Source organism: Amycolatopsis ponsaeliensis (assembly GCF_030182635.1).
Lineage (GTDB): Bacteria > Actinomycetota > Actinomycetes > Mycobacteriales > Pseudonocardiaceae > Amycolatopsis > Amycolatopsis ponsaeliensis.
Map to the genome: position 1 here is coordinate 47,729 of NZ_JAPZLD010000047.1, position 17,757 is coordinate 65,485.

17 protein-coding genes and 1 tRNA gene are annotated in these 17,757 nt (G+C 70.3%); 8 read left to right on the top strand and 10 right to left on the bottom strand.

Annotated features, from left to right (window positions below; all coding sequences use genetic code 11):
* Positions 1-37: 37 nt before the first annotated feature.
* Together QQ657_RS45140 and QQ657_RS45145 are read right to left on the bottom strand one after the other, a co-directional pair.
* Positions 38-1,792 (bottom strand): GGDEF domain-containing protein, encoded by a 1,755-nt coding sequence (locus QQ657_RS45140; RefSeq protein ID WP_284748551.1) that lies wholly within the window; start codon positions 1,790-1,792, stop codon positions 38-40.
* A 35-nt stretch (positions 1,793-1,827) separates the two neighbouring features.
* A tRNA-Gln gene (locus QQ657_RS45145) sits at positions 1,828-1,899 on the bottom strand.
* Between the two features lie 206 nt (positions 1,900-2,105).
* Here QQ657_RS45145 and QQ657_RS45150 point away from each other — a divergent pair.
* Positions 2,106-3,071 (top strand): acyl-CoA desaturase, encoded by a 966-nt coding sequence (locus QQ657_RS45150; RefSeq protein WP_284748552.1) that lies wholly within the window; start codon positions 2,106-2,108, stop codon positions 3,069-3,071.
* A 96-nt stretch (positions 3,072-3,167) separates the two neighbouring features.
* A complete protein-coding gene (locus QQ657_RS45155) occupies positions 3,168-3,761 on the top strand; it encodes a TetR/AcrR family transcriptional regulator (protein WP_284748553.1) in 594 nt (197 codons plus the stop codon).
* On the opposite strand, the gene QQ657_RS45160 is transcribed toward QQ657_RS45155, so the two are convergent.
* Positions 3,758-4,150, bottom strand: a complete 393-nt coding sequence (locus tag QQ657_RS45160; protein ID WP_284748554.1) for an NUDIX hydrolase — start codon at positions 4,148-4,150, stop codon at positions 3,758-3,760. The genes QQ657_RS45155 and QQ657_RS45160 overlap by 4 nt on opposite strands.
* The gene (locus tag QQ657_RS45165; RefSeq protein WP_284748555.1) at positions 4,147-4,641 is read right to left on the bottom strand and encodes an isochorismatase family protein; all 495 of its coding nucleotides are present in this window, start codon (positions 4,639-4,641) and stop codon (positions 4,147-4,149) included. Before QQ657_RS45165 ends, QQ657_RS45160 begins: the two co-directional genes overlap by 4 nt.
* A gap of 30 nt (positions 4,642-4,671) precedes the next feature.
* Here QQ657_RS45165 and QQ657_RS45170 point away from each other — a divergent pair, with 30 nt between their 5' ends.
* The gene (locus QQ657_RS45170) at positions 4,672-5,397 is read left to right on the top strand and encodes an SDR family NAD(P)-dependent oxidoreductase (RefSeq protein WP_284748556.1); all 726 of its coding nucleotides are present in this window, start codon (positions 4,672-4,674) and stop codon (positions 5,395-5,397) included.
* Positions 5,398-5,607: 210 nt separating this feature from the next.
* Here QQ657_RS45170 and QQ657_RS45175 read toward each other — a convergent pair whose 3' ends face one another.
* The 4 genes from QQ657_RS45175 to QQ657_RS45190 are packed head-to-tail and all read right to left on the bottom strand — an operon-like array spanning position 5,608 to position 9,475.
* The gene (locus tag QQ657_RS45175) at positions 5,608-6,789 is read right to left on the bottom strand and encodes a PQQ-dependent sugar dehydrogenase (RefSeq protein WP_284748557.1); all 1,182 of its coding nucleotides are present in this window, start codon (positions 6,787-6,789) and stop codon (positions 5,608-5,610) included.
* Positions 6,790-6,805: 16 nt separating this feature from the next.
* Positions 6,806-7,651, bottom strand: coding sequence for an alpha/beta fold hydrolase (locus tag QQ657_RS45180; protein WP_284748558.1), 846 nt, complete (start codon positions 7,649-7,651; stop codon positions 6,806-6,808).
* A gap of 46 nt (positions 7,652-7,697) precedes the next feature.
* Entirely contained in the window at positions 7,698-8,354 is a 657-nt protein-coding gene (locus tag QQ657_RS45185) for a response regulator (RefSeq protein ID WP_284748559.1), read from the bottom strand.
* A complete protein-coding gene (locus QQ657_RS45190; RefSeq protein WP_284748560.1) occupies positions 8,351-9,475 on the bottom strand; it encodes a sensor histidine kinase in 1,125 nt (374 codons plus the stop codon). Before QQ657_RS45190 ends, QQ657_RS45185 begins: the two co-directional genes overlap by 4 nt.
* Positions 9,476-9,606: 131 nt before the next feature.
* Between QQ657_RS45190 and QQ657_RS45195 the strand changes: the two genes are divergently transcribed.
* The 3 genes from QQ657_RS45195 to QQ657_RS45205 all read left to right on the top strand — a co-directional run bounded on the left by QQ657_RS45195 (position 9,607) and on the right by QQ657_RS45205 (position 11,510).
* On the top strand, positions 9,607-10,203 hold the full coding sequence (locus tag QQ657_RS45195; protein WP_284748561.1) for a class I SAM-dependent methyltransferase: 597 nt from the start codon (positions 9,607-9,609) through the stop codon (positions 10,201-10,203).
* A complete protein-coding gene (locus QQ657_RS45200; protein WP_284748562.1) occupies positions 10,175-10,675 on the top strand; it encodes a DedA family protein in 501 nt (166 codons plus the stop codon). Before QQ657_RS45195 ends, QQ657_RS45200 begins: the two co-directional genes overlap by 29 nt.
* Positions 10,676-10,838: 163 nt before the next feature.
* Positions 10,839-11,510 carry a hypothetical protein gene (locus tag QQ657_RS45205; RefSeq protein ID WP_284748563.1) on the top strand — a complete coding sequence of 224 codons (672 nt, stop codon included), beginning with the start codon at positions 10,839-10,841 and terminating at the stop codon, positions 11,508-11,510.
* Between the two features lie 64 nt (positions 11,511-11,574).
* Here QQ657_RS45205 and QQ657_RS45210 read toward each other — a convergent pair whose 3' ends face one another.
* Positions 11,575-12,345 (bottom strand): helix-turn-helix transcriptional regulator, encoded by a 771-nt coding sequence (locus QQ657_RS45210; RefSeq protein ID WP_284748564.1) that lies wholly within the window; start codon positions 12,343-12,345, stop codon positions 11,575-11,577.
* A 75-nt stretch (positions 12,346-12,420) separates the two neighbouring features.
* On the opposite strand from QQ657_RS45210, the gene QQ657_RS45215 reads away from it, so the two are divergent.
* Positions 12,421-13,338, top strand: coding sequence for an LLM class flavin-dependent oxidoreductase (locus tag QQ657_RS45215; RefSeq protein WP_284748565.1), 918 nt, complete (start codon positions 12,421-12,423; stop codon positions 13,336-13,338).
* Positions 13,339-13,628: 290 nt separating this feature from the next.
* Complete coding sequence (gene mfd, locus QQ657_RS45220; protein WP_284748590.1) at positions 13,629-17,183, top strand: transcription-repair coupling factor; 3,555 nt, start codon at positions 13,629-13,631, stop codon at positions 17,181-17,183.
* 80 nt (positions 17,184-17,263) lie between these two features.
* On the opposite strand, the gene QQ657_RS45225 is transcribed toward mfd, so the two are convergent.
* Entirely contained in the window at positions 17,264-17,671 is a 408-nt protein-coding gene (locus QQ657_RS45225) for a hypothetical protein (RefSeq protein WP_284748566.1), read from the bottom strand.
* Between the last annotated feature and the right edge of the window lie 86 nt (positions 17,672-17,757).

Here is a 17,757-nt window from a genome sequence, read left to right on the forward strand (position 1 = left end):
ACGGTTACCAATGAATGGCTTCTGTCGGGCACCGATCCTAACTGGGCTCTTCGGGCTCCCACGTCGGGTCGGTGGGAAGGCCTTCGCCTGACCACGCGGCGGCGGGGTCGGCGGCCATCGAGTTGGCCGACGCCACCTGGTTGCCACCCCCGCGTTTCGCCTGGTACATGGCCGCGTCCGCGCGCGCGAGAACCTGCTCGCCCCGCTCCTGCGGCCGCAACGAGACGAGCCCGATGGACAGCGTGACGCCGTGCGAAAGGTGGTGCGGCAGGCCCGAGACGGACTTCACCGCGCGGCCGAGCGCCATCTTCGCCGCGGACGCCGGCGTGCCCGGGAGCAGGACGATGAACTCGTCTCCGCCGTAGCGCGCCACGAGGTCGTCGCCGCGCAGCGCGTCACGCAGCGTGCTCGCGACGACCCGCAGCACGTTGTCGCCTTCGGCGTGGGACTGCTTGTCGTTGACGCCCTTGAAGCCGTCGAGGTCGACCAGCGCGACGGCCAGCGGCTGCGCGTCGGCCGACGACGCGAGCTGGCGCAGCTTCTCGTCCAGCGCGCGCCGGTTCGGCAGGCCGGTGAGCGGGTCCTGGAGGGCCTGCTGGGTGATCGCGCCGTGCTCGGCGGAGAGCCGTTCGTGCTCGCGGCGTGCGTTCAGCGTGGCGATCTGCGACTCGCGCAGGCTCCACATCTCGCTCTCGAGGCGCCTCGCGTAGTCGATCAGCGACTCGCTGGCACCGGACGCGTAGTCCGGCGTCGTGTCGAGCCGGGCCAGCTCGCGGACGATGTTCAGCCGCATCGACGGCTGGGAGGTGTCGTCGGTCAGCGACTCGCGGGCCTGCCGCAGCACGTCGAGGGCCTCTTCGCGGCGGCCGGCCTGGTCGAGGCAGCGGGCCAGCGCGATGGCGACGATCTCGCGTTCGCCCGGGTAGCCGGTGCCGTCGTGCAGGGCCCGGAGCCGGTCGATCTGGTCGGCGCTCGGGCTGTGCAGTGCCTGCGCCGAGGCGAGGACGCCGACCTGGTCGACGGCCGGGACGTTCGCCCGCCGCGGGAACAGCGACTCGGTGAACGGGCCTTCGGCGGCCACGGCCATGGACGCGGCGGTGCGGAACTTCTCGGCGCTCTCGTCGTACTCGTCGATGCGCTCGAGCCGCAGGCCCCAGCCCAGCAGCATCTTGACCCGGTTCATCAGCTGCAGCGTGATTTCGTGCGGGCTCGCGCTCTCGCGGATCGCGGAGGCGGCGCGGCCGATGACCTCTTCGGCGGCTTCGTACACGCCGAGCTGGTTCAGCACGATCCAGCAGTCGTTCAGCGCCGACCACAGCATCCGGTTCCAGGCGCGGATGCCGACCTGGCGGTTCGGGATCGCGGAGTCGTCGAGGATGGCCAGCGCGCGGGCGATCTCGGTGAGCGCGGGGTCCTCCTGCGCGGCGATCACCAGCCGGCGGCCACGCAGCGCGTGCGCGTCGGCCCGCAGCAGGGCGAGGCCGTGGCGCCGGGTGTGCGCGAGCATCTCGTCGAGTCGGGGTTCGGCCTCCGCGGCCAGCCCCTTGGTGATCAGCCGGGCGATCGCGGACGCGCGCAGCAGCTGCGCGATCATCGTCGGTTCGCCGCGCCGCTGGGTCTCGTCGAGGAGCTCGTCCATCAGCTCGACGATCTGGAGCTGCTGGGTGTACTCCTGCCGCTGGACCGCGGCGATCAGCTCCCGCGCTCGCCCGACGAGCCAGGCATCGGACATTTCGGCCAGGGCAGGACGCCTGGCCGCCACCGGGTCGGTCGCCTCGTCGGTCAGCGCCAACCTCCCGGTGTCGTGGGTTCGGGTCCTCTGAGCTGCTCCGCCGCCAGGATTCGAACCTGAACTGTCAGAACCAAAATCTGAAGTGCTGCCGATTACACTACGGCGGATCGATCCTGGTCAGGATAGCGACGATCGGGTGTCGTCCGCGCGCGGGCCGCGTTAGCGCCCCGTCCGCCGGGTACCCCGGTTCCGAAGGACGGTGTGAGGTTCAGGCACTCCCCAGTCGCCGGAACCTCCTGTACCGTAACTTACGGCATCGTAGGTTAGGTCACCCTTGGTAAAAGGGCACCCGTGCAGGAAAGAAGTGAAGCGTATGACGGCCACGCTCGACCGTTCTCAGCCCGCCGGGGAGCCTTCGGCTCCCAAGGGGCCCAAACCTGTCATCGAAGGCACGCGCGGCATCGGCGTGCAGCTGTCGGTCTACTTCGGCGTGGTCGCGCCGCTGGTGGCACTGCTGGTCGCGGTGCCGTTCGCCTGGGGCTGGGGACTGAGCTGGGTCGACGTCGGCATCTTCGTGGTGTTCTACGCGATCAGCGGGCTCGGCATCACGGTGTCCTACCACCGTTACTTCACGCACGGCTCGTTCAAGGCCAAGCCGTGGCTGCGCGTCGTCATGGCCATCGCCGGCAGCATCGCGCTGCAGGGCCCGGTCATCACCTGGGTCGCCGACCACCGTCGCCACCACGCGTTCTCCGACCGCGACGGCGACCCCCACTCCCCGTGGGCGTTCGGCACCTCGCCGTGGGCCATCGCCAAGGGCTTCTGGCACGCGCACATGGGCTGGCTGTTCGAGCGTGACCAGACCAACGCCGAGCGCTTCGCGCCCGACCTCGTCAAGGACCCGGCGATCAAGAAGGTCGACGACCTGTTCTGGCTGTGGTCGCTGGTCAGCCTGCTGCTGCCGGCGCTGCTGGGCGGGCTGATCTCGTGGTCGCTGTGGGGCGCGGTCACCGCGTTCTTCTGGGCCGGGCTGGTGCGCATCTGCGTGCTGCACCACGTGACGTGGTCGGTCAACTCGATCTGCCACATGATCGGCGAGCGCCCGTTCGCCGCGCGCGACAAGTCGGCGAACTTCTGGCCGCTGGCGATCTTCAGCTTCGGCGAGTCGTGGCACAACCTGCACCACGCCGACCCGACGTCCGCACGCCACGGCGTCAAGCGCGGCCAGATCGACATTTCGGCCCGGCTGATCTGGATCTTCGAAAAGTTCGGCTGGGTGCACGACGTCCGCTGGCCCACCCCGCAGCGATTGGCCCGAATCGCCACGGAGAAGAGCTAGTCCCGTAGGGTTCGGTAAGTGGCGGGGAGACGACGTTCAAAACGTGAACAGCAGGTCACCGGGGCACGACCGGCCGCCCCGGTGACCCGTGTGCGCATGACGGGCAGCGAGCGGCGTCAGCAATTGCTGAACGTGGCGCGGGCGTTGTTCGCCGAAAAGGGTTTCGACGGGACGTCGATCGAAGAGATCGCGCACCGTGCCAACGTGTCGAAACCCGTGGTGTACGAACACTTCGGCGGCAAAGAGGGCATCTACGCGGTGGTCGTGGACCGCGAAACGCAGCTGCTGCTGGAGCGCATGGTGTCCACGCTGCACGGCGGTCACCCCCGCGTGATGCTGGAACAGGCGGCGACGGCGTTGCTGTCGTACGTCGAGGATTCCCACGACGGTTTCCGCATCCTGGTCCGCGATTCCCCGGTGGCGAGCTCGACGGGGACGTTTTCGACGGTGCTCAACGACATCGCGAGCCAGGTGGAACACATCCTGGCGCAGCAGTTCGCGGCCCGCGGGTACGACGAGAAACTGGCGGCGCTGTACGCGCAGGCTTTGGTGGGAATGGTCGCGCTGACGGGCCAGTGGTGGCTGGACGCACGCAAGCCGAAGCGCGACGAGGTGGCGGCGCACCTGGTGAACCTGGCTTGGAACGGGCTGTCGCATTTGGAGGACAAGCCGAAGCTGCGGCTGCGCTAAGTGAGCTGGCCTGCCTCGCGCAGGTGATCGAAAATGATCTTGTCCACCGCCGAAACCTTCTCCCGGTCCGCGTAGCCCAGCCACGCGATCTCCTCGATCTCGCTGCTCGCCGCCAGGGTTCCCGTGTACTCCGCCGTGAAGCACGTCATCCGCACCACGACGCCCGAAGCCTTGCCGTCCGCCTGGGCTTCGAAGACTCCCGCCGGCGCGATGGTCGGCTCGGTGATCGCCACCGTCAGCTCTTCGCGGATCTCGCGGACCAGCGTCTCGGTGTCCGTCTCGCCCGGGTCGCGCTTGCCGCCCGGCAGGTAGTACACCTCCTTGCCGCGGGAACGCGTGCTCAGGATGCGGCCGTCCACCAGGTGTAGCCAGGCGATCTTGTCGATCACGCCAGGACCTCGTCCGTCGTCATGACCGTGCCGAGCCGCGGGAAGATCTTCGTGATGGCGTTCTCGTGCGAGATGTCGGAAAGCGCGGTCATCGCGTCCGACACCGCGACCGTCTCGTAGCCGTGATCGGCCGCCGCGCGCAGGGTCGACTCGACGCCGAACTCCGTCGCGATGCCGCCGAAGTAGACGGTGCGCACGCCCTTGCCGCGCAGGAACTCGTCGAGGTCGGTGTTCGCGAAACCGCCGATCACGTACTTGGTGACGATCTTGTCGTCCTGCGCGTCGAAAACGAGTTCGTTGCCGGGCGGGTTGTCCGGCCGCGACACCTTGACGATCACCACGGGCGCGCCGGCCTCGCGGAACGCCGTCCGCAGCCGCAGCGCGTTCGCGACGACTTCTTCGCCGCGGTACGGCGTGGTCGGCAATGCCACGATCCGTTCCTGGAGGTCGACGAGCACGAGCGCGGACGTGGCCGGATCGATCTTGGTCATGCCCCGATCCTAGGCACTAGGCTCGGGCGCATGGGGAACAGCAGGGAAGTAGTGGTGACGGGCGGCGGCACGGGCATCGGGTACGCCGTCGCGGCGGCCTTCGCCGAAGCGGGCGACCGGGTCACGATCACCGGGCGCCGCGAGCAGGTGCTCACCGAAGCCGCGACGCTCCTGGGCGCGCGGCCCGTCGTGTTCGACGCCGCCGATGCCGCGGCGGTCGAAGCCGCACTGGCGGAGTTGCCCGACCGCGTCGACGTGCTCGTCAACAACGCCGGGGGCAACACCGACTTCGTCGACGGCGACGGCGACGGGCTGGCCGGTTTCGCGGCCGCGTTCGAGCGCAACCTCCGGTCCAATGTGGTCAGTGCGGCGCTGGTGACGCACGCGCTGGGCGAACGCCTCGCCGACGACGCGCGGATCGTCACGATCGGCTCGATCGCCGCCCGCACCGGCGCCGGCTCCTACGGGGCCGCGAAGGCCGCCGTCGAGGCGTGGAACATCAGCGTGGCGCAGGAGTTCGGGGCGCGCGGGATCACGGCGAACGTCGTCGCGCCGGGACTGATCGGCGAGACGGAGTTCTTCCACGGCAAGCTTTCGGACCGCCGCCGCGAATGGCTGATCGGCAACACGATGAACAAGCGGCCGGGCACGCCGGAAGACGTCGCCGCCGCCGTGACGTTTTTGGCGAGCCCCGCCGCCGGGCACGTCACCGGACAGGTGGTGCACGTCAACGGCGGGGCTCACCTGGGCAAATAACCGGCTCTTGAGGGGTTGGATGCCGGTCCCCGAACGCCAGGTCGGCGATGGCGCTCGGGGACCGGCGCGGTGCTGCCGCGGGAACGCTTTCTTCGGACCGCGTCCAACACTCGTCGGGGGCGGGCGAAACTCCTGGTACGAACCATGTTCCGCGATCCGCCACCCCGGCGGAAGTGTCCACGGCACTCGACGGCCGTGCTTTTCTCATGATCAGGCGGGCGTGACCTTCAGCAGCTTGTCGTCCGTTCCGTCCGAAGTCGTCACGTACAGCGCGCCGTCCGGGCCGCTGCGCACCGCGCGCAGGCGGCCGAACTTGTCGTCGAACTCCGGGGGGAGCGTGACGTCCAGGACCTTGCCCGCCGCGTCCAAGTGGTACAGCAGCAGCTTCTGGCCCTTCAGCGCCACGACGACCAGCGCGCCGTCGTTCCGGCCCCACTGGGCGCCCGTCAGGAACGCGTCGCCGCTGATCGCCTCGGTGATCTTGCCGGAGGTCCACAGTGGACTCACCGCGTCCGGGAAGCGCTTGAGGTCGGTCATCGGCACGCTCTCGTCGTAGCTCGAGTCCGTGCCGCCCTTCGACGGGTCCCAGCCGTAGTTCGCACCCGGCTTCAGCAGGTTGACCTCGTCGTCGAAGGTCGGCCCGTGCTCGGCCGTGATCACCTGGCCGCTGCCCGGCCGGATCGCGACGCCCTGGACGTTGCGGTGGCCGAACGTGTAGATCAGCCGTTCCTTCGGGTTCGACGAAGTGATGAACGGGTTGTCCGGCAACGGGTTCCCGGTCTTCGCGTCCAGTCGCAGCACCTTGCCGCCCAGGGAGTGGCGGTCCTGCGCGATCGTCGAACGCGCGGTGTCGCCGGTGCCGACCAGCAGCGCGCCGTCCGGCGCGAACGTCGGCCGGCAGCCGGAGTGCCGGCCGCTCGGGTTCACCGGCAGCCCGGTCAGCAGGTCCTTGACCTTCGACGCGCTCGCGCCGTCTTCGGCCAGCTTCCACGTGACCAGCCGGATGTCGACGGCTTTGCCGCCCTCCTGGTGGTCCTGGCAGGTGATGAACTCGCGGCTGGTCGTGAAGTCGGGGCTGATCACCAGGCCGAGCAGCCCGCCTTCGCCCTGCACGAGGACGTCGGAGAAGTCGGCCCGGACGTCGGTGGCCTGCCCGCCGCGGACCAGCGCGAGCTTGCCGGGCCGCTGCGGCACGAGGATGCCGCCGTCGGGCAGGAAACCGATGTCCCAGCCGTGTTGCAGCCCGGAGGTGACCGTCTCGACCTTGAACTTCCCGGTCGACGCCGCCGGTGTGGACGCGGGCGGGACGTTCTGGACGGGCGCGCTCGATGCCCCCGAACAGCCCGCGACCAGCAGGGACACCGCACCGATGAGACCCAGCACACGCCGCATACGGCCCATCCTGCCATCAAGCGGTGAAATCACCGTTCGCCGCTGCCTCCTTCAGGAAGTCCAGGTCGGCCGACCCGGGGATGTAGTGCCCGGTGCCGGGCACCAGGTCCACCACGGCGCCGGCCGCTTCGAGCCGCCGCGCGGTCGTCGCGGAGTCGACCATGGCGTCGTCCGCCCCGGCGACGGCGTACACCGGCATGGTCAGCCGCCCCAGCGCGGCGTCGTCGAAGACCGGGAACGGGCCGGTGCGGTACCGGTAGTTCGCGGACACGAGCAGCTGGTGCTCGACGATCGGCGACGTCTCCGGCTCGCCCACGGTGCCGGCGACGGACTTCCGCCGTCCCCGCTCGCCGAGCAGGGACAGGAACACGGCCTTGACGACGAACCCCTTCTTCATCGGGCCGAGGCCGATCGGGCACCGCAGCGCCAGCGCGGCGACGCGTCCGGGCCGCCGGGTCGCGTAGTCGAGTGCGAGCCAGCCGCCGAACGACGACGTCAGGAAGGCGGCCCGCGAGACGTCGAAGAGGTCCAGCACGGCGTCCAGCCACCGCGCGTACCGGTCAGTGTCGAGCGGCGGCCGCGTCTCGGCGCTCATCCCGGGCTCGCCGATGATGTCGACGGCGTGGACGCGGAACCGTTCGGCCAGCGCCGGGATCCGGTGCGCCCACTCCGCCGAGTTGCTGCCGGAGCCGTGGAGCAACACCAGCGGCGGCGCGCTCTCCGGGCCGGAGACCACGACGAACGTCTCGCCTTCGGGAGTCGGCACGCGCACTTCGTCGCGTGGGACGGGCCAGCTCTTCAGGGCTTCGAGGTAGCGCTCACGCAGGAGGCGAGCCCCGGCTTCGGACTTGTATATCGTCATGCAAAGTACTCTATACTTCCCTATCAAGTGGATAAATAGGGAGTGATCACGACCCTGGGCGGATCAACCCGGACTCGTAGGCGAACACCACCGCGTGCACTCGGTCGCGCAGCCGCAGCTTGCCGAGGATGCGTCCGACGTGGGTCTTCACCGTCGTCTCGCCGATGTACAGCTTCGCCGCGATCTCGCCGTTGGAGTGCCCGCGGGCGATGAGCCCGAGCACGTCCTTCTCGCGCTCGGTCAGCACGTCGAGCTTGGCCACGTCCACCGGGTCGCGGCCGTCGGCGAGGTAGCGGTCGAGCAGCCGCCGCGTCACCGACGGCGAGACCATCGAGTCGCCGCGCAGGACACCGCGGATCGCCACGAGCATCTCTTCCGACGGCGCGTCCTTCACCAGGAACCCGCTGGCGCCCGCGCGCAGGGCGGCGTAGGCGTACTCGTCGAGGTCGAACGTGGTGATGATCAGGACCCGCACGTCGGGCAGCTCGGCGCAGATCCGCCCGGTCGCGGCGACGCCGTCGAGCACCGGCATCCGGACATCCATCAGCACCAGGTCCGGCCGCAGCTCCCGCGCCTTCGCGACGGCCTCCTCACCGTTCGCGGCCTCGGCGGCGACGACGAGGTCATCCTGGCTCTCGACGATCATCCGCAGCCCGACGCGGACCAGCTCTTGGTCGTCGCAGAGCAGCACTCGCGTGGTCATGACCCGATCACCAGGCTCGCGCGCACCCGGTAACCGCCGTCCGGGAGCGGCCCGGCCGTCAGCTCTCCGTGGTACATCTCGACGCGCTGGCGCATCCCGGCCAGCCCTCGCCCGGACGAGGGCAACGCCGGCACCGGCGCCGGTGGGGACTGCCCGCCGGTGTTCGTCACCTCGATCCGGACCTCGGCCGGCTCGAACGCGACTTCGACGCGGCCGGTCGCGTCGGCCGGGGCGTGCTTGATCATGTTGGTCAGGGCCTCCTGGACGATCCGGTACGCCTGCAGCGCGGCGCTCGCGGACAGGCCACCGGGGTCGCCGGTGACCTCGAGCGCGACCGCGCGCCCGCACTGCTCGACGAGCTCGCGCAGCTCGTCGATGCTCGGCTGGGGACTGCGCGCCGCCTGGCCGGCGTGCAGGACTTCGAGGAGCCGCCGCAGCTCGGCGAGCGCGTCCCGGCCGGTGCGGCCGATCGTGTCGAGCGTGCGGTCGACCGCTTCGGGGTCGCGGTGCCGGGCGAGCTTCGCGCCCTCGGCGTTCAGCACGATCACGCTCATGCTGTGCGCGAGGACGTCGTGGAGCTCGCGCGCGATGCGCGTCCGTTCCTCCGCGACGGCCGCGCGTGCTTGGGCGTCGGCACGCTTCTCCTCCTCCGCGGTGAGTTGTTCCCTGGTGTGGAAGAACTCTCCGAGCGCCCACGCCGCCAGGTGGATCGGCAGGATCGCGACGATCGTGAGGGTCGGGTTCTGCATGGACGGGCCCCAGCTGAACCCCCACAGCGTGTCGAGCGCGAGGATCCCGGCCGCGGTCAGCGCACCGAACCGGCGGTCGCCGCGTTGCACCAGGTTGAAGAGGACGACCGCCATGCTCAGCTCGGCGCGGCCGCGGTCGAACGCCCAGATCTCGTTGGTGAAGGTGACCAGCGTGCCGGCGAGGATCAGGACCGCCACCGTCCGCGGGAACCGGCGCCGGACCAGCAAGGGGAGCAGGAACAGCATCGGGATCGCGCGGACCGTCCACGAACCCGTGCCGACCCAGTTGGGCGCGAGGAACAGGAACACGGCGTACAGCGGCAGGTCCACCGTCCACCGGTGCCTGCGTACCCAGACGACGAGTCGTTCCACGCCACGAACGTAATGCCGGGACCCGGTCCGGGTCGTCATCCCTTCGGCCCGACCGTGTCCTCCCCGGGGAGGAGAAGGCCGGCCGATCCGGCGGATTCGCGGCCACCCACGCCGTTCCTAACGTCGGGATCATGTCGATCACCAGGGAATTCCTCCGCCACCCGATGCTGACGGGCGCCATCGCGCCCAGCTCACCGCGGCTGGCCGAAACGATGACCGCGGGCCTCGGCCTGGAACGCGCGTCGCACGTCGCCGAGCTCGGTCCGGGCACCGGCGTGTTCACCGAAGCGGTCCTCGCGCTGCTTCACCCCGAAGCACGCCTGACCGCTTACGAGATCAACCCGCGTTTCGCGGCCTCCGTCAGCGAGCGCTTTCCGCAGGTCGACGTCGTCACCGGCTCGGCCGAGCACCTGGCCGCCGACTACCTCGACGTCGTCGTCTCCGGACTGCCGTGGACGGCCATGACCGCGGACCGCCAGCACCGCATCCTCGACGCGGTCACGGCGGCGCTGGCCCCGAACGGCCGGTTCACGACGTTCGCGTACGCCCACACGGCCTGGACGCCACCCGCGCGTCGCTTCGCCGCTTCGCTGCGAAGCCGTTTCGCCGTCGTGGAGCGCACTTCGGTCGTCTGGGGCAACCTGCCGCCCGCGTTCGTCTACCGCGCGGCGCTCCCGGTGGCGGTGGGGAGGACGAGCCATGGACAGCCTGCTGCGGCCACTGCTTGACGCGCCCGCACCGGTCGTCTACCTCATCTGCGCGCTGCTGATCACGGCGGAAACCGCGCTGCTGCCCGGAATCGTGCTCCCGACGCTGTCGGCGTTGCTGCTCATGGGATTCCTCGCCGAGCGGGGCACGCTCCACCTCGGACTCGCTTTACCGGTGGCCGTGCTCGCGGCCGTCATCGGCGATCAGCTGGCCTACCTGGAAGGACGGCGGCTCCGCCGGTCCCGGTTCGCCCGCCGCATCGGCCAGGACCGCTGGGACCGCGCCGAAGCGGCGGTCGCGCGCTACGGCGTCCCGGCGGTGATCGCGGGCCGCTGCCTGGCCGGCGCGCGGACGCTGGTGCCGCGCGTCGCGGGCTCGGCGGCGATGCCGTACCGCCGGTTCGCCGTGGGCAGCGTGTGCGCGGCCGTGCTGTGGGCGAGCGCGGAACTGCTGCTGGGTCACCTGACGGCGCTGGTCACCCCGGCGTCGTGAGTGGCGCTGGGGTTCTGGCCAACCCTCTTGTCGACACGGTGGATCCATGGCGATCAATCGCCGGGTCCTCACAGGTCAGGACGGGTGGCGGCCGGTGCGATACCCAGCGCGCCGATGATCTGGTCCGGGACCGGTCCCGGACCGCCCGTGCAATTCTTTCGCGATGACGATGGACGATCCGGGATCCGCACGATCGGAAAGCCCGGCTCGAACGGGGACCAGGCGATCCCAGACTCTCGCCGGCCCGCTGGGTTTCTTCCTGCTCCTTTTGCTGTTCCTGTTTCTGCCAAGCGTCGCGGTGTCTTGTTCGGTGCCACCGGGCACCCAAGTAGGCGCGGGTACGGCTACCGCGTCGGTGACCGGTGCCGACGTCATCACGGGCAGTGATCCCGGCCTGGAGACAACCGGCTCACTCCGTTTGCCGTCACAGAAAGAGGGCGAACCGCTGACCGATGCGGTGGCCCCGGGACAGGATGTCCGGATAGCGGGGACCGCTGCGGTCGTCGTGATGGCGCTGGGCCTGGGGCTGATGTTCATCGGGGTCTGGCGACCGCGAGCGCTCCTGACGGTGGGCATCGCGACGCTGGCCGCGGCACTGGTTGCGGTGACCGGGATCCTCTTCGTCAGTCAGTTGACCGACGAGGCGAAGGAATACGCCGAATTCATGGTCTACCTCCCTGATGGCAAGGGGGTGGACGTCGTCGGTCGCGCTGGTGAAGTGGTCCATCTCGGCGTCGGGTTCTTCATCACTTTGTTCGGGTTGACGGTGATCGCCGTGACCAACCTGGTGCTGCTCCTGCGTCGTAAGCCGCGTAGTCCGGGGTCCAGCGCATAGCCGGCGGTCGTCCACTGGCGCCGACGTCGGCTCAACCGCCCTCCGAAACCTCGGTGCTCGTCCGTTAGCCCGAATTACCACTCACGAGCAGTTCCGCGGTCTCGGCGTCCGCGGGCAGGAACGTCTCCAGCTTGAGCTCCGACACCGTGACGTCGGCAGCGGTCGCGAACGTCGTGATCGCCGTGATCAGCCGCAGCTCACCGACCGAAGTGGACAGTCGCACCGGCACGGCGAAACCGAGGTGGTCGGCGCTCGGCGGCCGCTCCGGCGGCAGGTACCCCTTCAGCTCGGCGAGCTGCGCGGCGAGCCGGTCGTCCGGAGTGCGGACGAGGTCGTTGCGCAGGCGTTCGAGGATGTGCCGGGCCCAGTCGTCGAGGTTCCGCACGCGCGGCGCCATCCCGCGCGGGTGCAGCGCGAGCCGCAGCGTGTCGACCGGTTCTTCGAGGAGTTCCGGCGCGACGTCCTCGATGAGCAGGGAAAACGCGTCGTTCTTCGCGACGAGCAGGCCGTAGCGGTCGACGACGATCGCGGGGTAGGGGCGGTGGCCGTCGAGCAGTCGCCGCAGCCCGTCGAGCACCGGCCGGATCGCCGGGTCGTCGAGCTTCGTTTCCGGGTACGACGGCGCGAAACCGGCGGCGTGCAGGAGGCCGTTGCGCTCGCGCAGGGGCAGTTCGAGCGACTCGGCGACGCGCAGCACCATCCCGCGGCCGGGCAGCGAGCGCCCGCTCTCCATGAAGCTCACGTGCCGCTGCGTCGTCCCGGCCCGCAACGCCAGGTCGAGCTGGCTCAAGTGCCGCCGCGTGCGCCAGTCCTTCAGCGCGGTTCCGAAGTTCACGGTCCCATCCTGCTGGGTCGCGCCATTCCCCGTGGGGAATTGAGGGCATTCCCCGCTTCGGCGACGCTTTCCGGCATGACGAACTACGGCCTGGTCGTGCCGACCTACCAGCCCATCCTCGACGCCGGGCGGACCGCGCCCGAACTGGTCGACGTCGCCGTCTCCGCCGAAGAGCTCGGCCTCGACTCGGTCTGGGTCGGCGACACGCTCGCGCGGGCGCCGCTGGACGCGTTCACCGTGCTGGGTGCCTTCGCGGCCCGGACTTCGCGGGTGACCCTGGGGACGTCGGCGCTGCTCCCGGCGTTGCGCGACCCGGTTCTCTCGGCGAACCAGCTGCTTTCCCTCGACCTGCTCAGCGGCGGCCGGCTCACGGTGGCCGTCGGCGCGGGGTTCGCCGGGCGGAGTGAGCCGGAGTTCGCGTTCGTGGGGGTGCCGTGGTCCCGGCGGCGGGCCCGCCTCGACGACATCGTGGGCTTGTGGCGGGCGGCGTGGAGCGGCGCGTCGTCATTCCACGGCGAGGTGCTGCACTACGACTCGCTGCCGTCCTTTCCCGCGCCTGCGCGCGCGGGCGGCCCGCCGGTGTGGCTGGCGGCGTACACGCCGGGAGCGCTGGAGCGCGTCGGCCGGCTGTACGACGGCTGGCTCCCGTACCCGCCAGACCCGGCGGACTACGTGTCCGGCCTGGCCCGGATCCGCGCACTGTCGTCGCGCCCGGTGACGCCGGCGTTGTTCGCGACGGTCCTGGTCGAGGACGACGTGGACCGTGGCCGCGCGCTGCTGGAGGAGTACTGCCAGCGCAACTACGGGATGCCCGCGGACTTCGTGCAGGGGATCCAGATGCAGGTGACGGGAAGCGCCGCTGAGGTGGCTTCGCGGCTTCGTGAGTACGAAGGGGCGGAGCACGTGCTGCTGCGGATCGCGAGCACGGACCCGAAGGTGTTCGACGAGCAGTTGCCGCGGGTTGCGGAGGTCGCGGACCTGCTCCGCTCTTGACGGCCTGGGCGCCCGTCTTCGGCGGCGCAGGTCGGTGGCCTCGTCGGCGGTTGTCTTGAATGAGTCATTCAGGGCGTGGGAGGTCCTGAATGACTCATTCAAGACGTTTGGCCGGGGCACCGCACCCGTCGACCGGCGCCGGGACAGCCGAGTCGGGCGACTTTGCCGGAGCCCTGCCGCCGGATGAGGTGAACGAGTCATTCACGGCACCGCGGAACTGCTGCGCGACCAGCCGTGATCGGAAACCTGTCGGGGGTGGCACGTAGGCTGGGACCGTGACCGACGCTCCATTGTCCGGACTCCTCACCGCCACCCTTCCCGACCCGGCCCTGCGCGGCGTGGTCGAGCGCGCCGGTGCGCCGCTGCTCGAGCTGCAAGGCCCGATCGCCGCCCGGCAGCTCGTCGCGGCCGCCATCGCCGCCGACGAGGGTGCGGCCAAGCCCGTCCTCGCCGTCACCGCCACCGGCCGCGAGGCCGACGAGCTGACCTCGTCCCTCGGCGCGCTGCTGGGCGGCGACCGGGTCGCCGACTTCCCCTCCTGGGAGACCCTCCCGCACGAGCGGCTCTCGCCGCGCGCCGACACCGTCGGCCGCCGGCTGGAGGTGCTGCACCGGCTCAAGACCGAGGACGACACCCTGCGCGTCGTCGTCGCGACCGTCCGCAGCCTCATCCAGCCGATGGCTCCCGGTCTCGGCTCGCTCAAGCCGATCGACCTGGTCGTCGGTCGGGAAGAGCCGTTCGAGGAGCTGCTCGAACGGCTCGTCGAGCTGGCCTACGTCCGCGTCGACATGGTCGAGAAGCGCGGCGAGTTCGCCGTCCGCGGCGGCATCCTCGACCTGTTCGGGCCGACCGCGCAGCACCCCGTCCGCGTCGAGTTCTGGGGCGACGAGGTCAGCGAGATCCGCGCGTTCGCCGTCGCCGACCAGCGGTCGCTGCCGGGCGAGATCCCGCGCGTCACCGCGCCGCCGTGCCGCGAGCTGCTGCTGACGCCGCCGGTCAAGGAGAAGGCCGCCGAGCTGGCGACGACGTACGAGGCCGATGCCCACCTGGCCGAGATGCTCACCAAGCTCGCCGACGGCATCCCGGTCGAGGGCATGGAAGCCCTCATCCCGGTGCTCTGCGAGGGCGAGCTGGAGCTGCTCACCGACGCGATGCCGATCGGCACCCACGTCCTGCTCACCGACCCGGAGAAGATCCGCGCCCGGGCCGCCGACCTCGTCCGCACCGGCCAGGAGTTCCTCGAAGCTTCGTGGACGACGGCCGCGGCGGGCGGCCAGGCCCCGATCGACCTCGGCGCGTCCGCCTACCGCGGGCTCGACGAGATCGCGTCCCACGCGCAGGACACCAAGCGCTCGTGGTGGACGCTCACCCAGCTGACCAGCGAAGACCCGGACGTCTACCGCGTCTCGGTCGAAGCCGCCCCCGCCTACCGCGGGGAGCTCGAACGCGCGACGGCGGACCTGCGCGCGCACATCGCGTCGGGCGGCACGGCGGTGCTCGTCGTCGCCGGGCACGGCACCGCGGCTCGCGCGGTCGAGCAGTTCTCGGCCGCCGACGTCCCGGCCGCGCTGGCGGGCGACGGCCTGAAGAGCGCGCCGGCGCCGGGCCTCGTCACGGTCACCTGCGGCGGCCTGACCGACGGCTTCATCTCGCCGGAGCGCGCCCTGGTCGTGCTGACCGAAGCGGACCTGACCGGCCGCGGCTCGGGCGCCGGAACGTCCACAAAGGACCTCAACACCAAGATGCCGTCCCGGCGGCGCAACGCCGTCGACCCGCTGGCGTTGAAGGCCGGCGACTACGTCGTGCACGAGCAGCACGGCATCGGCCGGTTCGTCGAGATGGTCCAGCGGACGGTCGCCGGCGCCACCCGCGAGTACCTGCTGCTGGAGTACGGCTCGTCCAAGCGCGGGCACCCGGGCGACCGGCTGTTCGTGCCGACCGACCAGCTCGACGAGGTGTCGAAGTACGTCGGCGGCGAGCTGCCGACGCTGAACAAGCTCGGCGGCTCCGACTGGAAGAACACCAAGGCCAGGGCCAAGAAGGCGGTCAAGGAGATCGCGGCCGAGCTCGTGCAGCTCTACGCCGCGCGCCAGGCCGCGCCCGGGCACGCGTTCGGCTCGGACACGCCGTGGCAGGGCGAGCTGGAGGACGCCTTCCCGTTCACGGAGACGAACGATCAGCTGGCCGCGATCGACGAGGTCAAGGCCGACATGGAACGCGGCGTCCCGATGGACCGCGTCATCTGCGGCGACGTCGGCTACGGCAAGACGGAGATCGCCGTCCGCGCCGCGTTCAAGGCGGTGCAGGACGGCAAGCAGGTCGCGGTCCTCGTCCCGACGACGCTGCTCGCCCAGCAGCACCTGAACACCTTCCACGAGCGGATGCGCTCGTTCCCGGTGACGATCAAGGGCCTGTCCCGGTTCACGAACAAGACCGAGTCGGACATCATCCTGGAGCAGCTCGCCGGCGGCGAGGTCGACATCGTGATCGGCACGCACCGGTTGCTGCAGACCGGCATCCGCTACAAGGACCTCGGTCTCGTGATCGTCGACGAGGAGCAGCGCTTCGGCGTCGAGCACAAGGAGCACATCAAGGCGCTGCGCACGCACGTCGACGTGCTCACCATGTCGGCGACGCCGATCCCGCGCACGCTGGAGATGTCACTGGCCGGCATCCGCGAGATGTCCACGATCCTCACCCCGCCCGAGGACCGGCACCCGATCCTGACCTACGTCGGTACGTACGACGACAAGCAGGTCGGCGCGGCCATCCGGCGTGAACTGCTGCGTGACGGGCAGGTCTTCTACGTCCACAACCGCGTCTCCTCGATCGAGAAGGCCGCGCGGCACATCCGGGAGCTGGTGCCGGAGGCGCGCGTCGTCACCGCGCACGGCCAGATGAACGAGGACAAGCTCGAGAAGATCATCCAGGGCTTCTGGGAAAACGAGTACGACGTCCTGGTGTGCACGACGATCGTCGAGACCGGGCTGGACATCTCGAACGCGAACACGCTGCTGGTCGAGCGCGGCGACCTGCTCGGGCTGGCTCAGCTGCACCAGTTGCGAGGCCGGGTCGGACGCGGTCGTGACCGCGGGTACGCGTACTTCCTGTACCCGCCGGAGGCGCCGCTGACGGAGACGGCCCACGACCGCCTGGCGACGATCGCCCAGAACACCGAGCTCGGCGCGGGCATGGCGGTCGCGATGAAGGACCTGGAGATCCGCGGCGCGGGCAACATCCTCGGCGCGGAGCAGTCCGGGCACATCGCGGGCGTCGGGTTCGACCTGTACGTGCGGCTGGTCGGCGAAGCGGTCGACGCGTTCCGGCGGCACGCGGGCGCGGAGCCGGCGGAGGACGAGGAGATGGCCGACGTCCGCGTCGACCTCCCGATCGACGCCCACCTCCCGCACGACTACGTGCCGGGCGAGCGGTTGCGGCTGGAGGCGTACCGCAAGATCGCGGCGGCGCCGGACACCGAGGGCCTGGACGCGGTCCGCGAAGAGCTGATCGACCGCTACGGCCAGCCACCGGCGCCGGTGAACCGGTTGCTGGCGGTGGCGCGGTTCCGGCACACGTGCCGCGAGGCGGGCGTGACGGAGGTGGCGGTCCAGGGCAACACGATCCGGTTCGCACCACTGCCGCTGCAGGATTCGCAGATGGTGCGGTTGAAGCGGTTGTACCCGAAGGCGATGTTCAAGGCCGTGACGAACACGGTGTCGGTCCCGAAGCCCACCGAGGGCCCGGCAGGGGGACGCATCGGCGCGCCGACGTTGCGGGACGAAGAGCTACTCGACTGGTGCACGAAGTTGCTGACGCAGCTGACGAAGAAGCCCGCGGCGGTGTAAGGCGCGGCGCCACTTCGGGGGAACTCCCGTTGTGGCGCCCGGGTTTCCGCGGCTGGGTGCTCTTACGGCACCCTCGCTGCTCAGCCGACTTCGCTGAACATCGGCGGCATGGCCTCCGCCAACCCCATCTTCACCGACTCCACGGGCACTGGAACCGCCCCGGCACCGGCCATCGGCAACGGCCGGGGCGTCCGCGGCATCCGCGATCCCGCGCCGCCACCGCGTCCCGGGTACACGAGCAACCCCCGCGTCGGATCCGGTACCGCGTCCAACGCCGCCGTCACGACCGGCAGCGCGCGGAACGCGTCGCGGCTTTCCTCCGATTTGAACTCGATCTCCAGGACGACGCCCCAGCGGTGTTCGTGCCACACCCACTGTTCCGCGCCGTTCGTCAGTGCTGCTTCGGTGAGTGCGTCACCGCGGGCGAGCCGCCACAAGGAAGCCGTGGACTCGCCATCGAAGACCTCGATGGTCAGCCAGTGGTCCATGTCGTCGAGGTTACGCCCGGCGACACCGCACGGGTGTTGCGTTTCGGGTGCGATGGTGTGAGAGGGTATGGCTTGTGATGCGGATC